Origin of the sequence: Vibrio sp. ArtGut-C1 (assembly GCF_002105475.1) — a bacterium.
GTDB classification, from domain to species: domain Bacteria; phylum Pseudomonadota; class Gammaproteobacteria; order Enterobacterales; family Vibrionaceae; genus Vibrio; species Vibrio diabolicus.
On sequence record NZ_NCTH01000002.1, the window covers coordinates 77591 to 94685 of the forward strand.

The 17095-nt window shown below is 46.0% G+C and carries 13 protein-coding genes and 8 tRNA genes; 20 read left to right on the forward strand and 1 reads right to left on the reverse strand.

Features of this window, described 5'->3' with window-relative positions:
• Nucleotide 1 precedes the first annotated feature (1 nt).
• Nucleotides 2-988 carry an RNA polymerase sigma factor RpoS gene (gene rpoS / locus B7360_RS02085; RefSeq protein WP_005393877.1) on the forward strand — a complete coding sequence of 329 codons (987 nt, stop codon included), beginning with the start codon at nucleotides 2-4 and terminating at the stop codon, nucleotides 986-988.
• 80 nt (nucleotides 989-1068) lie between these two features.
• Here the strand turns inward: rpoS and mutS are convergent, their stop codons facing one another.
• Nucleotides 1069-3630 carry a DNA mismatch repair protein MutS gene (mutS, locus tag B7360_RS02090; protein WP_085342637.1) on the reverse strand — a complete coding sequence of 854 codons (2562 nt, stop codon included), beginning with the start codon at nucleotides 3628-3630 and terminating at the stop codon, nucleotides 1069-1071.
• 84 nt (nucleotides 3631-3714) lie between these two features.
• Here mutS and pncC point away from each other — a divergent pair, with 84 nt between their 5' ends.
• The 19 genes from pncC to B7360_RS02190 all read left to right on the forward strand — a co-directional run bounded on the left by pncC (nucleotide 3715) and on the right by B7360_RS02190 (nucleotide 17089).
• Nucleotides 3715-4197: a nicotinamide-nucleotide amidase gene (gene pncC / locus B7360_RS02095; protein WP_085342638.1), complete on the forward strand. Its 483-nt coding sequence runs from the start codon at nucleotides 3715-3717 to the stop codon at nucleotides 4195-4197.
• Between the two features lie 200 nt (nucleotides 4198-4397).
• Nucleotides 4398-5441 (forward strand): recombinase RecA, encoded by a 1044-nt coding sequence (recA, locus tag B7360_RS02100; RefSeq protein ID WP_005393872.1) that lies wholly within the window; start codon nucleotides 4398-4400, stop codon nucleotides 5439-5441.
• A gap of 128 nt (nucleotides 5442-5569) precedes the next feature.
• Complete coding sequence (recX, locus tag B7360_RS02105; RefSeq protein WP_005393871.1) at nucleotides 5570-6037, forward strand: recombination regulator RecX; 468 nt, start codon at nucleotides 5570-5572, stop codon at nucleotides 6035-6037.
• A 142-nt stretch (nucleotides 6038-6179) separates the two neighbouring features.
• Nucleotides 6180-8762, forward strand: coding sequence for an alanine--tRNA ligase (gene alaS, locus B7360_RS02110; protein WP_085342639.1), 2583 nt, complete (start codon nucleotides 6180-6182; stop codon nucleotides 8760-8762).
• 212 nt (nucleotides 8763-8974) lie between these two features.
• Nucleotides 8975-10162, forward strand: coding sequence for an aspartate kinase (locus B7360_RS02115; RefSeq protein WP_005393869.1), 1188 nt, complete (start codon nucleotides 8975-8977; stop codon nucleotides 10160-10162).
• Nucleotides 10163-10254: 92 nt separating this feature from the next.
• A complete protein-coding gene (gene csrA / locus B7360_RS02120; RefSeq protein WP_004415691.1) occupies nucleotides 10255-10452 on the forward strand; it encodes a carbon storage regulator CsrA in 198 nt (65 codons plus the stop codon).
• Nucleotides 10453-10786: 334 nt separating this feature from the next.
• Nucleotides 10787-10878: transfer RNA gene (locus B7360_RS02130), tRNA-Ser, on the forward strand.
• 32 nt (nucleotides 10879-10910) lie between these two features.
• Nucleotides 10911-10987 (forward strand) — tRNA-Arg (locus B7360_RS02135).
• A gap of 29 nt (nucleotides 10988-11016) precedes the next feature.
• A tRNA-Ser gene (locus tag B7360_RS02140) sits at nucleotides 11017-11108 on the forward strand.
• Nucleotides 11109-11193: 85 nt separating this feature from the next.
• A tRNA-Arg gene (locus B7360_RS02145) sits at nucleotides 11194-11270 on the forward strand.
• A gap of 55 nt (nucleotides 11271-11325) precedes the next feature.
• A tRNA-Arg gene (locus tag B7360_RS02150) sits at nucleotides 11326-11402 on the forward strand.
• 52 nt (nucleotides 11403-11454) lie between these two features.
• Nucleotides 11455-11531 (forward strand) — tRNA-Arg (locus B7360_RS02155).
• Nucleotides 11532-11584: 53 nt separating this feature from the next.
• Nucleotides 11585-11661, forward strand: a tRNA-Arg gene (locus tag B7360_RS02160).
• 52 nt (nucleotides 11662-11713) lie between these two features.
• Nucleotides 11714-11790 (forward strand) — tRNA-Arg (locus B7360_RS02165).
• Between the two features lie 556 nt (nucleotides 11791-12346).
• A complete protein-coding gene (locus tag B7360_RS02170) occupies nucleotides 12347-12604 on the forward strand; it encodes an oxaloacetate decarboxylase subunit gamma (protein ID WP_005379932.1) in 258 nt (85 codons plus the stop codon).
• 31 nt (nucleotides 12605-12635) lie between these two features.
• Entirely contained in the window at nucleotides 12636-14420 is a 1785-nt protein-coding gene (gene oadA, locus B7360_RS02175) for a sodium-extruding oxaloacetate decarboxylase subunit alpha (RefSeq protein ID WP_085342640.1), read from the forward strand.
• Nucleotides 14421-14429: 9 nt separating this feature from the next.
• On the forward strand, nucleotides 14430-15560 hold the full coding sequence (locus B7360_RS02180; RefSeq protein WP_005396706.1) for a sodium ion-translocating decarboxylase subunit beta: 1131 nt from the start codon (nucleotides 14430-14432) through the stop codon (nucleotides 15558-15560).
• Between the two features lie 123 nt (nucleotides 15561-15683).
• Nucleotides 15684-16634, forward strand: coding sequence for an NADP-dependent oxidoreductase (locus tag B7360_RS02185; protein WP_085342641.1), 951 nt, complete (start codon nucleotides 15684-15686; stop codon nucleotides 16632-16634).
• On the forward strand, nucleotides 16628-17089 hold the full coding sequence (locus B7360_RS02190) for a YqaA family protein (protein ID WP_085342642.1): 462 nt from the start codon (nucleotides 16628-16630) through the stop codon (nucleotides 17087-17089). The genes B7360_RS02185 and B7360_RS02190 overlap by 7 nt, the downstream gene beginning before the upstream one ends.
• The last annotated feature ends 6 nt before the right edge of the window (nucleotides 17090-17095 follow it).

Here is a 17095-nt window from a genome sequence, read left to right on the forward strand (position 1 = left end):
TATGAGTATCAGCAACACAGTAACCAAAGTTGAAGAGTTTGCATTTGACAATGCGTCAGTGAAGACCATTGATAACGAACTCGAAAAATCATCATCCACAGAAAGCAAAACGGCTGCGCGTGAAGAATTTGACGCGAGCAGTAAAAGCTTAGACGCAACTCAGTTGTATCTAGGTGAAATTGGCTTCTCACCTCTACTTACTGCCGAAGAAGAAGTGCTTTATGCTCGACGAGCCCTGCGTGGCGACGAAGCGGCACGTAAACGTATGATCGAAAGTAACCTACGTTTGGTGGTCAAGATCTCTCGTCGATACAGTAATCGAGGTCTAGCACTACTCGATCTGATTGAAGAAGGTAACCTTGGTTTGATCCGTGCGGTCGAGAAGTTCGATCCAGAGCGTGGTTTCCGCTTCTCTACTTATGCGACCTGGTGGATCCGACAAACGATCGAACGTGCGTTGATGAACCAAACTCGTACGATCCGTCTACCTATTCATGTCGTGAAAGAGCTGAACATTTATCTGCGTACTGCGCGTGAACTTTCTCAGAAGCTCGATCACGAACCTACCGCAGAAGAAATTGCTGCTCAGTTAGATATTCCAGTCGAAGACGTAAGCAAAATGCTACGTCTCAATGAGCGTATCAGTTCCGTCGACACACCAATCGGTGGTGACGGTGAAAAAGCGCTGTTGGATATTATTCCCGACGCAAACAACTCCGATCCAGAAGTCTCGACTCAAGATGACGATATCAAATCATCGCTGATTCATTGGTTAGAAGAGTTGAATCCAAAACAGAAAGAAGTACTTGCACGACGTTTTGGTCTTCTAGGCTATGAGCCTTCGACGCTTGAAGAAGTTGGTCGAGAGATTGGTTTGACACGTGAGCGTGTACGTCAAATCCAAGTAGAAGGTTTACGTCGTCTTCGTGAAGTTTTAATCAAGCAAGGTTTGAATATGGAAAACTTATTTAACGTCGAAGATGATTAAATAATCCGTACTTCAGTAGATATGCAAAAGGCTATGGTTATCCATAGCCTTTTTTTTTGCGCTCGCTAAAGTGAATCGATTTAAAGCATCTTCTTCAAACGATACAACTCTTCAAGTGCTTGGCGTGGAGTCAAATCATCAGGATCAATACTAGATAAGGCTTGTTCGATCTCGCTAGGTTCTGGAATTAGACTCAATTGGTTAGCCACATCTACTGCACTTGGACGTGGTGCGTCACTGTTTTGCCCTAGTTGCTCTAGCTGAGATAGCTTGTTACGCGCATTTTTGATAACCGTTTTTGGTACACCAGCTAAGCCCGCAACAGCTAGGCCGTAAGACTTACTTGCCGCACCTTCTTGAACTGCGTGCATAAAGGCAATGCTGTCTCCATGCTCTACGGCATCCAAGTGAACGTTCGCTAAGTTTGGCAGTTGGTTTGGTAACTCTGTCAATTCGAAGTAGTGAGTTGCAAATAGTGTCATCGCACCAATTTGTGTTGCGAGCCATTCCGCACTTGCCCAAGCTAAAGATAGGCCATCGTAAGTACTGGTACCGCGACCGATTTCATCCATTAGCACTAAACTGTTTTTAGTCGCATTGTGCAGAATATTAGCGGTTTCCGTCATTTCTACCATGAAGGTCGAACGACCAGATGCAAGATCATCTGACGCACCAATACGAGTAAATATACGATCTAAAGAACCAATTTGTGCAGATTCTGCAGGTACATAAGAGCCGATATGTGCCATCAATGCAATCAGCGCAGTTTGACGCATGTAGGTGGATTTACCACCCATGTTTGGACCGGTGATGATCAACATCTTACGAGCTGGGTTAAGCTCTATTGGGTTAGCTATGAACGGTTCTGTTGTTACTTGCTCTACGACTGGGTGACGACCCGCTTGAATGTGAATGCCAGCGTCTTTCACAAGCGTTGGTCGGCAGTAATCCAACGAATCTGCACGCTCTGCTAGGTTTTGTAGTACATCCAGTTGAGACAGAGCAGAAGCTAAATTCTGCAGCTTCTCCAAGTTTGGCATCAATAGATCAAACAGTTCTTCCCACAGCTGCTTTTCAAGTGCCAGCGCTTTCGATTTCGAATTAAGTACTTTGTCTTCGTGCTCTTTGAGCTCTGGGATGATATAGCGTTCGGCATTTTTGAGTGTTTGGCGACGCACATAGTGCGGTGGAACCAAATGGCTCTGGCCACGGCTCACTTGAATAAAGAAGCCATGTACGTTGTTGTAGCCGACTTTAAGCGTATCGATGCCGTGTCGTTCACGCTCATCTCGCTCAAGCTGCTCAAGGTATTCTGTTGCACCGTCTGCTAATTTGCGCCATTCATCGAGCTCGGCATTATAGCCTTCTGCGATCACACCACCATCACGAATAACAACTGGCGGATTTTCTTTAATTGCACGCTCTAACAGATCACATACTTCGTCAATCGGAGCTGCGTATTGCGCCAGTTTTGCTAGGTATGGATGGGTCAAAGAAGCGGTTACAGATTCTAGCTCTGGTAGCTGCTGCATGGCATTGCGAAGTCTAGCCATATCGCGAGGGCGAGCAGAGCGTAGTGCAAGGCGTGCTAAGATACGTTCAATATCACCGATTTGTTTTAACGTTGGTTGAAGATCGGCAAACAGCGCTTGTTCTTTAATCTCACCAATCGCATCAAGACGATTGTTTAACGTTTCAATGCAACGCATAGGCTGATGTAACCAACGCTTCAGCATTCGGCTGCCCATCGGCGTCGCACAATGGTCGAGTACCGCAGCGAGCGTGTTATCGGTTCCGCCTGCTAGATTTTGAGTAATTTCCAGGTTGCGTCGGGTCGCGGCATCAAGGATGACGGATTGGTCCTGATGATCAAACGTTAAAGAGCGAATATGAGGTAAAGCCGTACGTTGTGTATCTTTCACATACTGGATCAAACAACCAGCAGCACATAACCCTAAGGACGCATGTTCTACGCCAAAACCAACCAGATCTTTGGTGCCAAACTGTTGATTGAGTTGTTGCTTAGCCGTACCAAGCTCAAATTCCCATACTGGGCGACGACGGTTACCGTTGCGGCTCGCCATTAAATGTACAGGTTCAAAGTCTTCTGGGAATAGTAGCTCACGTGGTGCGGTACGCTGAAGCTCGGCTGTCATCGCTTCTTCGGTTTCTGGTTCTGTCAGTTGGAAGCGACCAGAAGTGACATCCAGCGTCGCATAACCGAACTTACCGTTGTGATGGTAAATTGCTGCGATTAAGTTATCGACACGCTCAGAAAGCAATGCTTCATCCGTCACAGTACCTGGTGTCACGATACGTACAACTTTACGTTCTACCGGACCTTTGCTGGTGGCTGGATCGCCAATTTGTTCACAGATTGCGACTGATTCACCAAGCTGAACAAGTTTTGCTAGATAGCCTTCTACTGCGTGAAATGGCACTCCCGCCATAGGAATAGGCTCTCCAGCTGACGAACCGCGCTTAGTTAGCGAAATATCAAGCAGTTGGGACGCTCGCTTTGCATCATCGTAAAAGAGTTCGTAGAAATCGCCCATGCGGTAGAACAGCAAAATCTCAGGGTTCTCAGCTTTTAGCTTGAGGTATTGCTGCATCATCGGAGTGTGTTTTTGTTCAGCTTTCACAGGTAAATTCTTTTGTTTATTTCCGTAGCGGCTTAGGATACGTGAATCCCTATCAAGTAAAAAGAGACAAAGGGCATTTTGGCTATGGAAAAAACAACAAAATTGAGCGCAGATTTAGGCGCATTATTGGCAAAGTATGGTCATGTTTTAACGACGGCAGAATCGTGCACGGGTGGCGGTGTTGCGACCGCTATTACTGATATTGCAGGTAGCTCAGGTTGGTTAGATAGAGCTTTTGTTACTTACAGCAACGAAGCCAAAATGGAAATGCTGGGTGTGAGAGCGGAAACCTTAGAGGAACATGGTGCCGTAAGTGAGCCTGTTGTGATTGAAATGGTGCAAGGTGCGCTTCAACACTCGAATGCCAGTATTGGGGTTTCCATCAGTGGTGTTGCTGGACCGGGAGGAGGTAGTGATGAAAAGCCGGTTGGAACCGTCTGCTTTGCTTTTGCGGATAAGCACGACTGGCTCTTTGTTGAGACCATGTATTTTTCTGGTGACAGGGCGGAAGTTCGTCAACAAGCGGTTATGCATGCATTGACTCGATTGTATCAACATTTAATTTAGAATTTCTTACACTGTCTTAGCCCAGAATTGATAAGGGTTAGAGCCAATCCTTAAAAGCAGTGAACTAAATTTTTTCTATACAGGTATAGACACTGTATGAATCAACAGTATAATAACTTTCATTGCTGAGCAGGTTAGCTGCTTAAGAAAAATGAATTACTATTCGTCGCCCAAAGAAGATGAATAAATCGGAGAAAGTAATGGACGAGAACAAACAGAAAGCGCTCGCCGCTGCGCTAGGTCAAATTGAAAAGCAATTCGGTAAAGGCTCTATCATGCGCCTTGGTGATAACCGCGCAATGGACGTAGAAACGATTTCAACAGGCTCTCTTTCTCTTGATATCGCTTTGGGTGCTGGCGGTCTGCCAATGGGTCGTATCGTAGAAGTCTACGGTCCAGAATCTTCAGGTAAAACAACACTAACGCTTGAGCTTATCGCTGCTGCACAACGTGAAGGTAAAACTTGTGCGTTTATTGATGCAGAGCACGCTTTGGACCCTGTCTACGCGAAGAAACTTGGTGTTGATATCGATGCGCTCTTGGTTTCTCAGCCAGACACTGGTGAGCAAGCACTAGAGATTTGTGATGCACTAGCTCGCTCTGGCGCTATCGACGTAATGGTTGTTGACTCAGTTGCGGCGCTAACACCAAAAGCAGAAATTGAAGGCGAAATGGGCGACAGCCACATGGGTCTTCAAGCACGTATGCTTTCTCAAGCGATGCGTAAGCTAACAGGTAACCTAAAACAGTCTAACTGTATGTGTATCTTCATCAACCAAATCCGTATGAAGATTGGTGTGATGTTCGGTAACCCAGAAACGACCACGGGTGGTAATGCACTTAAATTCTACGCTTCTGTTCGTCTTGATATTCGTCGTACTGGCGCAATCAAAGAAGGTGACGAAGTCGTTGGTAACGAAACTCGCATCAAAGTGGTTAAGAACAAGATTGCTGCACCGTTTAAAGAAGCCAATACGCAAATCATGTACGGTCAAGGCTTTAACCGCGAAGGTGAGCTGGTAGATCTAGGTGTGAAGCACAAGCTGGTTGAAAAGGCTGGCGCTTGGTACAGCTACCAAGGCGATAAGATTGGTCAAGGTAAAGCGAACGCGTGCAACTACCTACGTGAGCATCCTGAAGTGGCTAAAACTATCGATACTAAATTGCGTGAAATGTTGTTAGCGCCAGCCCTTGCGGAAGCTCCTGAAGCAGGCGAGGCGCCTGAGCAAGCTGAAGAGTTTTAATCCCTTCACAGATTAAAAAGTGATAAAGCCCTGCAATGCGGGGCTTTGTTGTATCTATTGACATCAAAAATCGAATCATCACAAAGGCCATTGAGAGTCTGTACAGCAAAAATACCTTTAGGATCACCATGTACCAAAAGCGCCAGACACCAACATTATCGAGCAAAGAGGCGGCTATCCAACTGCTTAGCCGTCGCGATCATGGTCAGTATGAGCTGTACCAAAAACTGTCGATGAAAGGCTATGAAGCATCAGACATCGAAATCGCGATTAATTTTTGCTTAGACCATAACTATTTAGATGATTTACGTTATGCGAAGAGCCAAATTCGGCAGCATGTATACAAAGGACATGGAGAGCGTCGAATTCGCCAAGAGTTAAACCAGAAACGTGTTGCGGAATCGGTGATTGAGCAAGCCATGGCTGAAGAACCGCAAGACTGGTTTGAACTTGCTAAGCAGGCGGCAGAAAAGAAATTCAAAGGTGTCAAAGCCAAGGACCAAAAAGAATACGCGAAACAAGTCCGTTTTCTACAATACCGAGGCTACAGTTTCGACCAAATTAGCTATGCGCTTGCCTTTGAAGACCAAGATTAGCATTGATCCAATTGCGCTGATTTTTGTTTTGCTTCAAATTTTTTCTTCTGCTCCCTCTTTTCCTCAAGAAAACTAGTCTCAGCTGTTTGCATGATCTACAATACGGCAAAATTCTAACTCGACTATTTTCAGGAAGAGCTGCATGTACATGAGCACTGACGAGGTTCGTAACGCGTTCCTCAAGTTCTTTGAAAGCAAAGGACACCAAATCGTAGAAAGTTCATCGTTAGTTCCACATAACGACCCAACCCTGCTGTTCACAAACGCAGGTATGAACCAATTTAAAGATTGTTTCTTAGGCTTAGAAAAACGAGCCTATACTCGAGCGACTACGGCTCAACGTTGTGTACGTGCTGGTGGTAAACACAACGACCTGGAAAATGTTGGCTTTACCGCTCGTCACCACACATTCTTTGAAATGCTAGGCAACTTCAGCTTTGGCGACTATTTCAAAGAAGATGCGATTTCATTTGCTTGGGAATTCCTAACCGAAGTTCTTAAACTGCCTGCGGATCGTCTATTGGTAACCGTTTACGAAACCGATGACGAAGCATTCGACATCTGGAACAAAAAAGTTGGCGTGCCTGCTGATCGTATCGTGCGCATTGGTGACAAAGAAGGTGGCAAGCCGTACGAGTCTGATAACTTCTGGCAAATGGGCGACACTGGTCCTTGTGGTCCATGTACTGAAATCTTCTACGATCACGGTGAACACATCTGGGGTGGTCGTCCTGGCACGCCTGAAGAAGATGGTGACCGTTTCATCGAGATCTGGAACAACGTATTCATGCAGTTCAACCGTCACGCAGACGGCACTATGGAACCGCTACCAAAACCATCGGTAGATACTGGTATGGGTATCGAGCGTATCTCTGCAATCATGCAAGGCGTTCACTCAAACTACGAAATCGATGTATTCCAAACTCTTATCAAAGCAGCGGCTGAAGTCATTGGTTATGAAGATCTATCGAACCAATCGCTACGCGTTATTGCTGACCACATCCGTTCATGTTCATTCTTGATTGTTGATGGTGTGATGCCTTCAAACGAAGGTCGTGGTTACGTACTACGTCGTATCATTCGTCGTGCCGTACGTCATGGTAACAAGCTAGGTGCACAAGGTGCATTCTTCTATAAGCTTGTTGGCGTATTAGCAGAAGTAATGGGTACAGCAGGCGAAGAGCTGAAGCGTCAACAAGCAGTGGTTGAAAAAGTACTGCGTATCGAAGAAGAAAACTTCGGTCGTACACTTGAGCGCGGTATGGTAATTCTTAACGAAGCATTAGATAACCTAGATGGCAAAGTGCTAGACGGCGAAACGGTATTCAAGCTTTACGATACTTACGGCTTCCCAGCAGACCTCACTAACGACGTTGCACGTGAGCGTGAGTTCGCGATCGACGAAGAGGGTTTCGAAAAAGCGATGGAAGAGCAGCGTCAACGTGCGCGTGAAGCTGGTCAATTCGGTACAGATTACAACGCAGCAATCAAAGTTGATACGCAAACAGAGTTCTGTGGTTACACAGGTACTAAAGGTTCTAGCTCAGTCGCAGCGATGTTCGTTGAAGGCAACGAAGTAGATTCACTATCTGCAGGCGATAAAGCCATCATCGTGCTTGGTGAAACGCCATTCTACGCAGAGTCAGGCGGTCAGTGTGGTGACGCGGGTGAAATCCGTACTGAGTCTGGTGTATTCCGCGTTGAAGACACTCAAAAACTCGGTAACGCAATCGCACACCACGGTGTAATGGCAGAAGGCGTGCTAGCGAAAGGTGACGAAGTGGCAACCATCGTTGACGCAGAGCGTCGCGCAGCTATCTCTCTTAACCACTCAGCGACGCACTTGCTACACGCAGCACTACGCCAAGTTCTTGGTGAGCACGTAACGCAGAAAGGCTCACTAGTGAAAGCTGACAGCCTACGTTTCGACTTCTCACACCTAGAGGCAGTAACTGCAGCAGAACTGAAAGAAGTTGAGCGTCTAGTAAACGCACAAATTCGTCGTAACCACACGATTGAAACCAATGTGATGGATATTGAGTCTGCTAAGAAGAAAGGCGCAATGGCATTGTTTGGTGAGAAGTACGATGACGAAGTTCGCGTGCTGTCTATGGGCGACTTCTCTACTGAGCTTTGTGGTGGTATTCACGCATCAAGCACGGGTGATATTGGTCTATTCAAAATCACATCAGAAAGCGGTATCGCAGCTGGTATTCGTCGTATTGAAGCGGTAACAGGCGAGGTGGCATTAGACGCTATTGAAGCTCAAAATGCGAAGTACGAAGAGAAACTGGCAGAATCTGCACAGAAAGCAAAAGCACTAGAAAAAGAAGTGCAGAAGCTAAAAGATAAGATGGCAGCCGCAGAAAGCGCTAACATCATGGGCAAAGCGGTTGAAGTAAATGGCACAAAAGTTCTAGTTGCGGCCCTTGAAGGTGCTGATAGCAAGAACCTACGTACCATGGTTGATGACATCAAGAATCAAATGGGTTCTGGTGTTGTACTGCTTGCAAACGTAACGGGTGACAAGGTTGGCTTGATTGCTGGTGTGACTAAAGATCTCACTGGTAAAGTAAAAGCAGGTGATCTGGTTAAAATGGTTGCAGAGCAAGTCGGTGGTAAGGGCGGTGGTCGTCCAGACATGGCTCAAGCCGGTGGTACTGATGTTTCAGCACTACCAGAGGCAATCAAAACAGTTCAGCCTTGGCTAGAAGAGCGTTTATAAGCTCTTAACTAATAAAATTACGCTCAATCAAGTTTCTTTGATTGAGCGTAATTTTTTTTAGCAACCAAGTGGTTTAATTGACCAAAAGTTAACCGAGTCATTTAAGCTGCTTGGTTTTTGTTGTAACTACTGCTTATATAATTTTTCTCAAAGGAAATATTTAAGATGTAAGCAGTTCTAAAGAGACTTCGGTCTTGGGAAGGTGAAGACTGGTGAAAAAGCCCCTTATCGTGCAAAAGTTTGGCGGAACCTCTGTGGGTTCAATTGAAAGAATCCACCAAGTCGCTGAACACATCATTAAGGCGAAAAATGATGGCAATCAAGTTGTTGTTGTCGTGTCTGCAATGTCAGGCGAAACAAACAGACTGATGGATCTCGCTAAACAGATAGATAGCGTACCTACAGCTCGAGAACTTGATGTTTTGCTCTCTGCTGGTGAGCAAGTGTCAATGGCACTGTTAGCCATGACTTTGAATAAAATGGGTCATGCTGCGCGCTCGCTTACCGGAGCACAGGCGAATATTGTGACGGATAATCAACACAATGACGCAACGATTAAACACATTGATACCACGACAATTATGGGATTGCTTGAGCAAGACCAAATCGTGATTGTTGCGGGCTTTCAAGGTGTGAATGAGAACGGGGATATCACCACATTAGGTCGAGGTGGCTCAGATACGAGCGCTGTGGCACTGGCGGGCGCATTGCGCGCTGACGAGTGTCAAATCTTTACCGACGTTGATGGTATTTATACTTGTGACCCACGTGTAGTGAAAAATGCGCGCAAATTGGCAGTTATCGATTTTCCTTCAATGGAAGCGATGGCAAGCCGAGGCGCAAAAGTATTACATTTACCTTCAGTGCAATTTGCATGGAAGAATAATGTGCCACTACGCGTGCTTTCGACATTTGATGTTAATGAAGGCAGTTTGGTAAAGGGGGAGTCAGGCAATCAAGCCGTCTCTGGTATAGCCATTCAACGTGACCTTGCCATTATCGAAGTCGATAAAGAACATTTATCTAGTGCTACAAAACAATGTCAGATGCTGGGTATAGACATTTGGAATGTGATCGAGGAAGCAGAACGGGCAGGTATCATGATAAAACAAGATGCATGTGCCAAGTTCGATCTGGTGTTCAGCGACAAAATCCGTAATAGTGAAGTGGTAAGCCTGTTGACCGCAGTGGGGCTTGAGGCCAATGGAATGGTAGAGCACGCATGCGATTTGTTGGCAAAGCGAGATATTGAGATCAATTTCAGCGCAACGAATGCACTCACTATGATGCTAGTTTTAGCACCCGAATGTGTGGATACAGCAGCAAACATTCTGCATGATGCTTACATTACATCTAGTGAAGCATTAAACATTCAACAAAAACATGCCTTTTTAGGCTGATTTTCGCTAACAAGGTAGTTTACGAAAATATAACTTTTGTTGGATAATAGCTTTGTAGCAAGAAAATTTAGAGATTACTCAAGGAGCAAAGAATGCTAATTTTGACTCGCCGCGTAGGCGAAACACTGATGATTGGTGATGAAGTGACTGTAACTGTACTAGGTGTGAAAGGTAACCAAGTACGTATCGGCGTTAACGCTCCGAAAGAGGTTTCAGTTCACCGTGAAGAAATCTACATGCGCATTCAAGCTGAAAAAGGCAATGGCAACGTTGCTTCAGGTAACTACTAAGTCGCTCCTGTTTACAGAGCTTAGTTTGAATGAAAAAGGCTAACCGAAGGGTTGGCCTTTTTAGTCTTTAATGTTTTTGAAGATTTGCGGAAACCATTGTGTTGACTGTGGCTGTGAATCCGTCAATATTGTTGAATCGAACACCAGGAAGTTGTTTGAAAATAAATGTCTTTTTTTCAGAGAAGACTCTCTTTTTTTCATCATAATAGAGTGGTAAAGTTCGTTTAATAGTCACTTTGATTAAATCAGCAACGGTTAAGTCAGTTTCGTGGATTTTTTCAAAGAAAGTGTTTGACATATTTTCGGTAAAACGTAATATGTGCCTCCGCAAGACGGTGAGGTGGCCGAGAGGCTGAAGGCGCTCCCCTGCTAAGGGAGTATACGGTTTATCCCGTATCGAGGGTTCGAATCCCTCCCTCACCGCCATTCTTGCAATGTTGAGAAATCAACAAAAAAGTGCGTCCTTAGCTCAGCTGGATAGAGTACCTGGCTACGAACCAGGCGGTCGGAGGTTCGAATCCTCCAGGACGCGCCATATCTCTTCTGAGATATAACAATGAAAACGGTGAGGTGGCCGAGAGGCTGAAGGCGCTCCCCTGCTAAGGGAGTATACGGTTTATCCCGTATCGAGGGTTCGAATCCCTCCTTCACCGCCATTCATTGACTGGCCCGATGGCCTTTTTTTTGTTTCGTAAGAAATGAATGTGATTTGCTTCACAACTTCCTAGCAAGAAGATCTGCGCGTCCTTAGCTCAGCTGGATAGAGTACCTGGCTACGAACCAGGCGGTCGGAGGTTCGAATCCTCCAGGACGCGCCACTATTTAATAATTCGTTTGATAAACGGGTTATACAAAGTAAAATAAGATTATTGCGCGTCCTTAGCTCAGCTGGATAGAGTACCTGGCTACGAACCAGGCGGTCGGAGGTTCGAATCCTCCAGGACGCGCCACTTATTAAAGGGTATTGCCCTGATATTGACGAAAGTTGATGTCGAAAACTGCGCGTCCTTAGCTCAGCTGGATAGAGTACCTGGCTACGAACCAGGCGGTCGGAGGTTCGAATCCTCCAGGACGCGCCACTTATTAAAGGGTAATGCCCTGATATTGATGAAAGTCGATATCGAAAACTTGCGCGTCCTTAGCTCAGCTGGATAGAGTACCTGGCTACGAACCAGGCGGTCGGAGGTTCGAATCCTCCAGGACGCGCCACTTATTGAAGGGTAATGCCCTGATGTTGACGAAAGTTGATATCGAAAACTGCGCGTCCTTAGCTCAGCTGGATAGAGTACCTGGCTACGAACCAGGCGGTCGGAGGTTCGAATCCTCCAGGACGCGCCATTTACTGAAAAAGCCTCGCAATTGCGAGGCTTTTTTGTATCTGGACATCAGGAAATATAGCCTAGAGTTGTTAGAGGCGAGGTCCTTCTTTTCCAAAAGCGAATATGTGCTTATCTAAGCAATTTGGAATAAAGTTTCAGCTGTAGTTTGTGAATCCATCCTTACTATCTCTCCTGTATATTAATTTCCGTTTCTTTCACTTCAATTGTTTACATGTAACTTCTTTGTTTTTTATTTGTTTATTAATTGTTACAAAATGACATCCTTTTGTTTTTATTAGTTTTTATGTGTAAATCTCGATTTGGTTTTGAAATCCAAATCGCAGTTTTTATTTATGTCCTCCTTTACTCTGTTCGTAAGGAGATAGCAGATTCGCAGTAATTATTTTGTCATGAACTGTGATCTGGGTAGTGAATAAATAATCATTTATCAGGATTATTACAAACCTTCCTTAAACAAAATTGACAAAATTTAACCAATCGAGATAATCCATTGGTCGGGATTTGACGCTATTAAAGTCCTGCACGTTGTCAGGATGACAAAGAAAGGAAGCAACATGACTAATATAGGAAGCCTGCTAGTAGATGCGGCCACCCTGATGCTAACGGGGATGGCGGTCGTATTTATTTTCCTCACTATTCTTGTTTATCTCGTTCGGCTAATGTCGAAATTGGTACCAGAAGAAGTACCAGAGCCGATCGCAGCACCAAAAACAAATACTAATATTCAATCAACCTCTTCAGCTGTTAGTCCACAAGTAGTGGCGGCGATCTCGGCTGCGATTCATAAACATCGCGCCTCATTCGCGAAGTAGCCGAACCAGGATTAAAAAGGAGTTTAAGAGCATGTCTAAACCACTAGCTATTACAGATGTGGTCCTTCGTGATGCCCATCAATCACTATTTGCTACGCGTATGCGTATTGAGGATATGCTGCCTATCGCAGCTGAGTTGGATAAGGTTGGTTACTGGTCTCTAGAGACTTGGGGTGGCGCAACGTTTGATTCTTGTATTCGATTCTTAGGGGAAGATCCTTGGGAGCGTTTACGTGAGTTGAAAAAAGCGATGCCTAATACGCCAATGCAAATGCTACTGCGTGGTCAAAACCTTTTAGGATACCGCCATTATGCCGACGACGTAGTAGAGAAGTTCGTTGAACGCGCACATGCTAACGGTATGGACGTGTTCCGTATCTTTGATGCAATGAATGACGTGCGAAACTTCCAGAAGGCTGTTAAAGCAACGGTCGATGTTGGCGCACATGCTCAAGGTACGCTGTCTTACACAACAAGCCCTGTGCATAACGCAGACACTTGGGTTGACTTGGCAAAACGTCTAGAGGATTTAGGTTGTCATTCACTGTGTATTAAAGATATGTCTGGCTTACTCAAGCCTTATGAAGCGGAAGAGCTTATCACGCGTATCAAAGCGTCTTGTGATGTGCCATTAGCACTTCATTGTCACGCGACGACAGGCTTGTCTACTGCGACAGCGGTAAAAGCAGTTGAAGCTGGTATTGATATTCTCGATACAGCGATTTCTTCAATGAGTTGTACCTATGGTCACACACCGACGGAAACGGTAGTCGCGATGCTAGAAGGAACCGAGCGAGATACGAATTTGAAGCTCGAGCAACTAGAACCTATCGCCGCGTATTTCCGTGAAGTACGTAAGAAGTACGCGAAGTGGGAAGGTCAGTTGAAAGGTGTAGACTCTCGCATCCTGATTGCTCAAGTGCCTGGCGGCATGCTGACCAACATGGAAGGCCAGCTGAAAGAACAGGGCGCGGCGGATCGCATTGATGAAGTCTTAGAAGAGATCCCTCGTGTTCGCGAAGATCTTGGTTTCATTCCATTGGTGACTCCAACTTCGCAGATCGTCGGAACGCAAGCGGTGATTAACGTGCTTACTGGCGAACGCTATAAGAGCATTACTAAGGAAACCGCTGGTCTATTGAAAGGCGAATACGGTCAAGCGCCAGCCGAGTTAAATGCAGAGCTGCAAGCTAAAGTACTTGATGGCAAAGAGCCTATTACTTGTCGTCCTGCCGATTTGCTTGAGCCTGAAATGGAGACGCTTACTGTTGATCTGATGGAGAAAGCGAAATCAGAGGGTATTAAGCTAGCAAGCGAGCGTGTTGATGATGTACTTACTTATGCGCTTTTCCCTCAAGTTGGTCTCAAGTTCCTTAAGAATCGTGAAAACCCAGAAGCATTTGAACCTGCACCAACGCTAGAAGCCGCGAAGCCTGCTGTACCTGCGGCGCAAACAGCAACTGGCGGCGTAGAAACTTATAGCGTACGTGTTGACGGACATGTGTATGAGGTGGAAGTCGGTCCTCAAGGCGAGCTAACCTCTGTCGCTCCTTCTGCGGCGCCTGCAAAATCGACGGCACCTAGCGCACCTTCTAGCGCTTCTGCTGAAGCGGTGCCTGCTCCTCTTGCCGGTAACATCTTTAAAGTGAATGTTCAGCCTGGTGCTGAAGTGGCTGAAGGCGATGTACTACTGATTCTTGAAGCAATGAAGATGGAAACAGAAGTGCGTGCGGCGCGTGGTGGTGTTGTCCAAGAGTTGAACGTTAAAGAAGGCGATGCTGTCACAGTAGGTGCGCCTCTGTTGAGTCTAGCGTAAGGGAGTATCATGGACGGATTGTTAACCCTTTGGGCAGAAACAGGGATCGCTAACTTCGAGTTCGGCCAAATCTGTATGATGCTGGTTGGTTGTACCTTGCTGTTTTTGGCAATCAAAAAAGGCTTTGAGCCTTTACTGTTATTGCCGATTGGTTTTGGTGCTATCTTGGCGAATATTCCAAATGCTGGCTTTACTGAGCCTGGCGGCTTGCTCTACTACGTTTACTACATTGGGATTGAATCGGGTGTGTTCCCGTTGTTGATCTTCATGGGTGTGGGTGCGATGACCGACTTTGGTGCTTTGATCGCAAACCCAAAAACGTTGTGGCTAGGTGCGGCAGCTCAGTTTGGTATTTTTGCGACACTGTTTGGTGCTATTTTGCTCAACTATGTACCTGGTATGGAGTTCTCCATGGCGGATGCATCGTCTATCGCCATCATCGGTGGTGCGGATGGCCCAACGGCGATTTTCTTAGCAAGTAAGTTATCACCAGACCTGCTTGGTGCGATTGCTGTAGCCGCGTACAGCTACATGGCTTTAGTGCCAATCATTCAGCCGCCAATCATGAAGGCGCTAACCACTAAGGAAGAACGTGAGATTCAAATGGCGCAACTGCGTCACGTGGGTAAATGGGAAAAGGTATTGTTCCCGATGGCAGTATTACTCATGACGATTCTTTTCCTACCTTCAGCAACGCCTCTTGTCGGTATGTTCTGTCTTGGTAACTTAATGCGTGAAGCGGGTGTGGTCGATCGTCTATCGAAAACCGCACAAAATGAGCTGATCAACATCGTGACGATCTTCTTGGGCTTAGGGGTTGGCTCGAAGCTGCAAGCGGATCAATTCCTGAACTTAGAAACATTAGGCATTCTAGGGCTTGGTGCGGTTGCGTTTAGTATTGGTACGGGGGCTGGTGTGCTAATGGCTAAGTTGCTGAACAAGTTCTCAAAAGAAGACATCAACCCACTTATTGGTGCGGCTGGCGTTTCTGCGGTACCAATGGCCGCGCGTGTGGTGAACAAGGTCGGCTTACAAGCTAACCCGCAAAACTTCTTGTTGATGCATGCGATGGGACCAAACGTTGCAGGTGTATTGGGCTCAGCAGTGGCCGCTGGTATCTTGCTAGCACTTGTCGGCTAGTCATTACCGAAAATGGAATGATCAACCAATTTACAAAATCACGATTAACTTCGGTTAACAAAATGGTTTATAGTCAAAGGGATGCTTTCGCATCCCTTTTTGTTTTCTTGCAGGGAATGGTTTATGGAACACAAACAGATCGTTATCACTGAATTTGGTGATGCCAACGTACTCGCGATTCAACATGCTTCTACACCATCACCACAGCCTGGTGAAGTCTTAGTAAAAGTCGCTTTTTCAGGCGTAAATCCTATTGATGTTAAAACTCGAGCCGGACTCGGTTGGGCAGCTGCGCAGAACAAGGATAATTTACCTTGGGTACCAGGTTACGACATCTCAGGAAAAGTCGTGTCCTGTGGAGACGGGGCGTCGCGTTTTGATGATGGTGATGAGGTGGCTGGATTTATCGGTTTCCCAGTCCGAGGCGGTGGGTACAGTCAGTACGTATGTGTTCCAGAAGCTGAGTTAAGTCATGTTCCCAGTTCAGTTACTTTAGAGGCTGCCGCAGCATTACCGTTGGCTGGCCAAACTGCGGCACAAGCACTCAGCAAAGCCAATGTGACAGAAAACGATCGCGTACTTATCCTCGCAGGAGCCGGTGGCGTTGGACACCTAGCGGTACAAATCGCGGTCGCGACTAAAGCAGAAGTCTTTACAACCTGCAGTGAACGAAATTTAGACTACCTGGCTACCCTTGGCGCTCACGCAGTGAACTATCAATTTGCACCAGTGTCAGAACGTGTTGAAGACGTTGATGTTTTGATTGATTTAGTAGGTGGAGATGCCGCGTTAGATGCGCTTAAATGCCTGAAAGACGGTGCGAGAGTCATAACCGTTCCAACCATCACGGCTGAGCTGATTTGTGAAAAAGCCAAACTCCTAGGCTTTGAGGCTAACGGCATGTTGGTTGAGCCAGATCCAGCGCAATTAGATACCTTGTTGTACATGGTTGGCGTTGGTTTGCTGAAGACTGAAATTCAACAGGTTTATCCGATGAGCGATGTGATTGCTGCTCACCAGCAAGTTGAATCAGGAAGAACCAGAGGCAAGGTGTTGCTTGATATGACATGCTAGAAGCATTTAATACGAGCTTTGAAAGTTTAGCGCTTTGGTTTTCAGATTCAGCATTATGGGGGCTTTTCATGACCGGTTTTCTCAGTGCCACTTTGTTACCTGGTGGCTCTGAGGCGGGCTTAGTTGCCACTCTCTCATTAAATCAATATTCCGTTTCGTCAATTATTATGGTCGCCACTATCGGCAATACGCTTGGTGGCTTAACAAATTATTGGCTTGGCTTGTGGATTCCCAACAAAGCGCAAGAAGAAAAGCACGGTCATACCGCATTAAAGTGGCTGTCAAAGTATGGCTATTGGGGATTGTTTTTTAGCTGGTTACCTGTGATTGGAGACCCGCTGTGTTTAGCCGCAGGGTGGCTGAGAATGAAGTTTCTGCCTTGCGTGATTTTAATATTTTTAGGAAAGGCTGCTAGGTATAGCTTACTTGCGGCCATCTATCTCGGATTATTTTAAGGAAAG

Coding starts and splice junctions, on each gene's coding strand:
- recX (WP_005393871.1), top strand. CDS start 5,570: ATGTACCAAAAGCGCCAGACACCAACATTATCGAGCAAAGAGGCGGCT.
- pncC (WP_085342638.1), top strand. CDS start 3,715: ATGGAAAAAACAACAAAATTGAGCGCAGATTTAGGCGCATTATTGGCA.
- B7360_RS02185 (WP_085342641.1), top strand. CDS start 15,684: ATGGAACACAAACAGATCGTTATCACTGAATTTGGTGATGCCAACGTA.
- recA (WP_005393872.1), top strand. CDS start 4,398: ATGGACGAGAACAAACAGAAAGCGCTCGCCGCTGCGCTAGGTCAAATT.
- alaS (WP_085342639.1), top strand. CDS start 6,180: ATGTACATGAGCACTGACGAGGTTCGTAACGCGTTCCTCAAGTTCTTT.
- oadA (WP_085342640.1), top strand. CDS start 12,636: ATGTCTAAACCACTAGCTATTACAGATGTGGTCCTTCGTGATGCCCAT.
- B7360_RS02180 (WP_005396706.1), top strand. CDS start 14,430: ATGGACGGATTGTTAACCCTTTGGGCAGAAACAGGGATCGCTAACTTC.
- B7360_RS02170 (WP_005379932.1), top strand. CDS start 12,347: ATGACTAATATAGGAAGCCTGCTAGTAGATGCGGCCACCCTGATGCTA.
- B7360_RS02190 (WP_085342642.1), top strand. CDS start 16,628: ATGCTAGAAGCATTTAATACGAGCTTTGAAAGTTTAGCGCTTTGGTTT.
- rpoS (WP_005393877.1), top strand. CDS start 2: ATGAGTATCAGCAACACAGTAACCAAAGTTGAAGAGTTTGCATTTGAC.
- csrA (WP_004415691.1), top strand. CDS start 10,255: ATGCTAATTTTGACTCGCCGCGTAGGCGAAACACTGATGATTGGTGAT.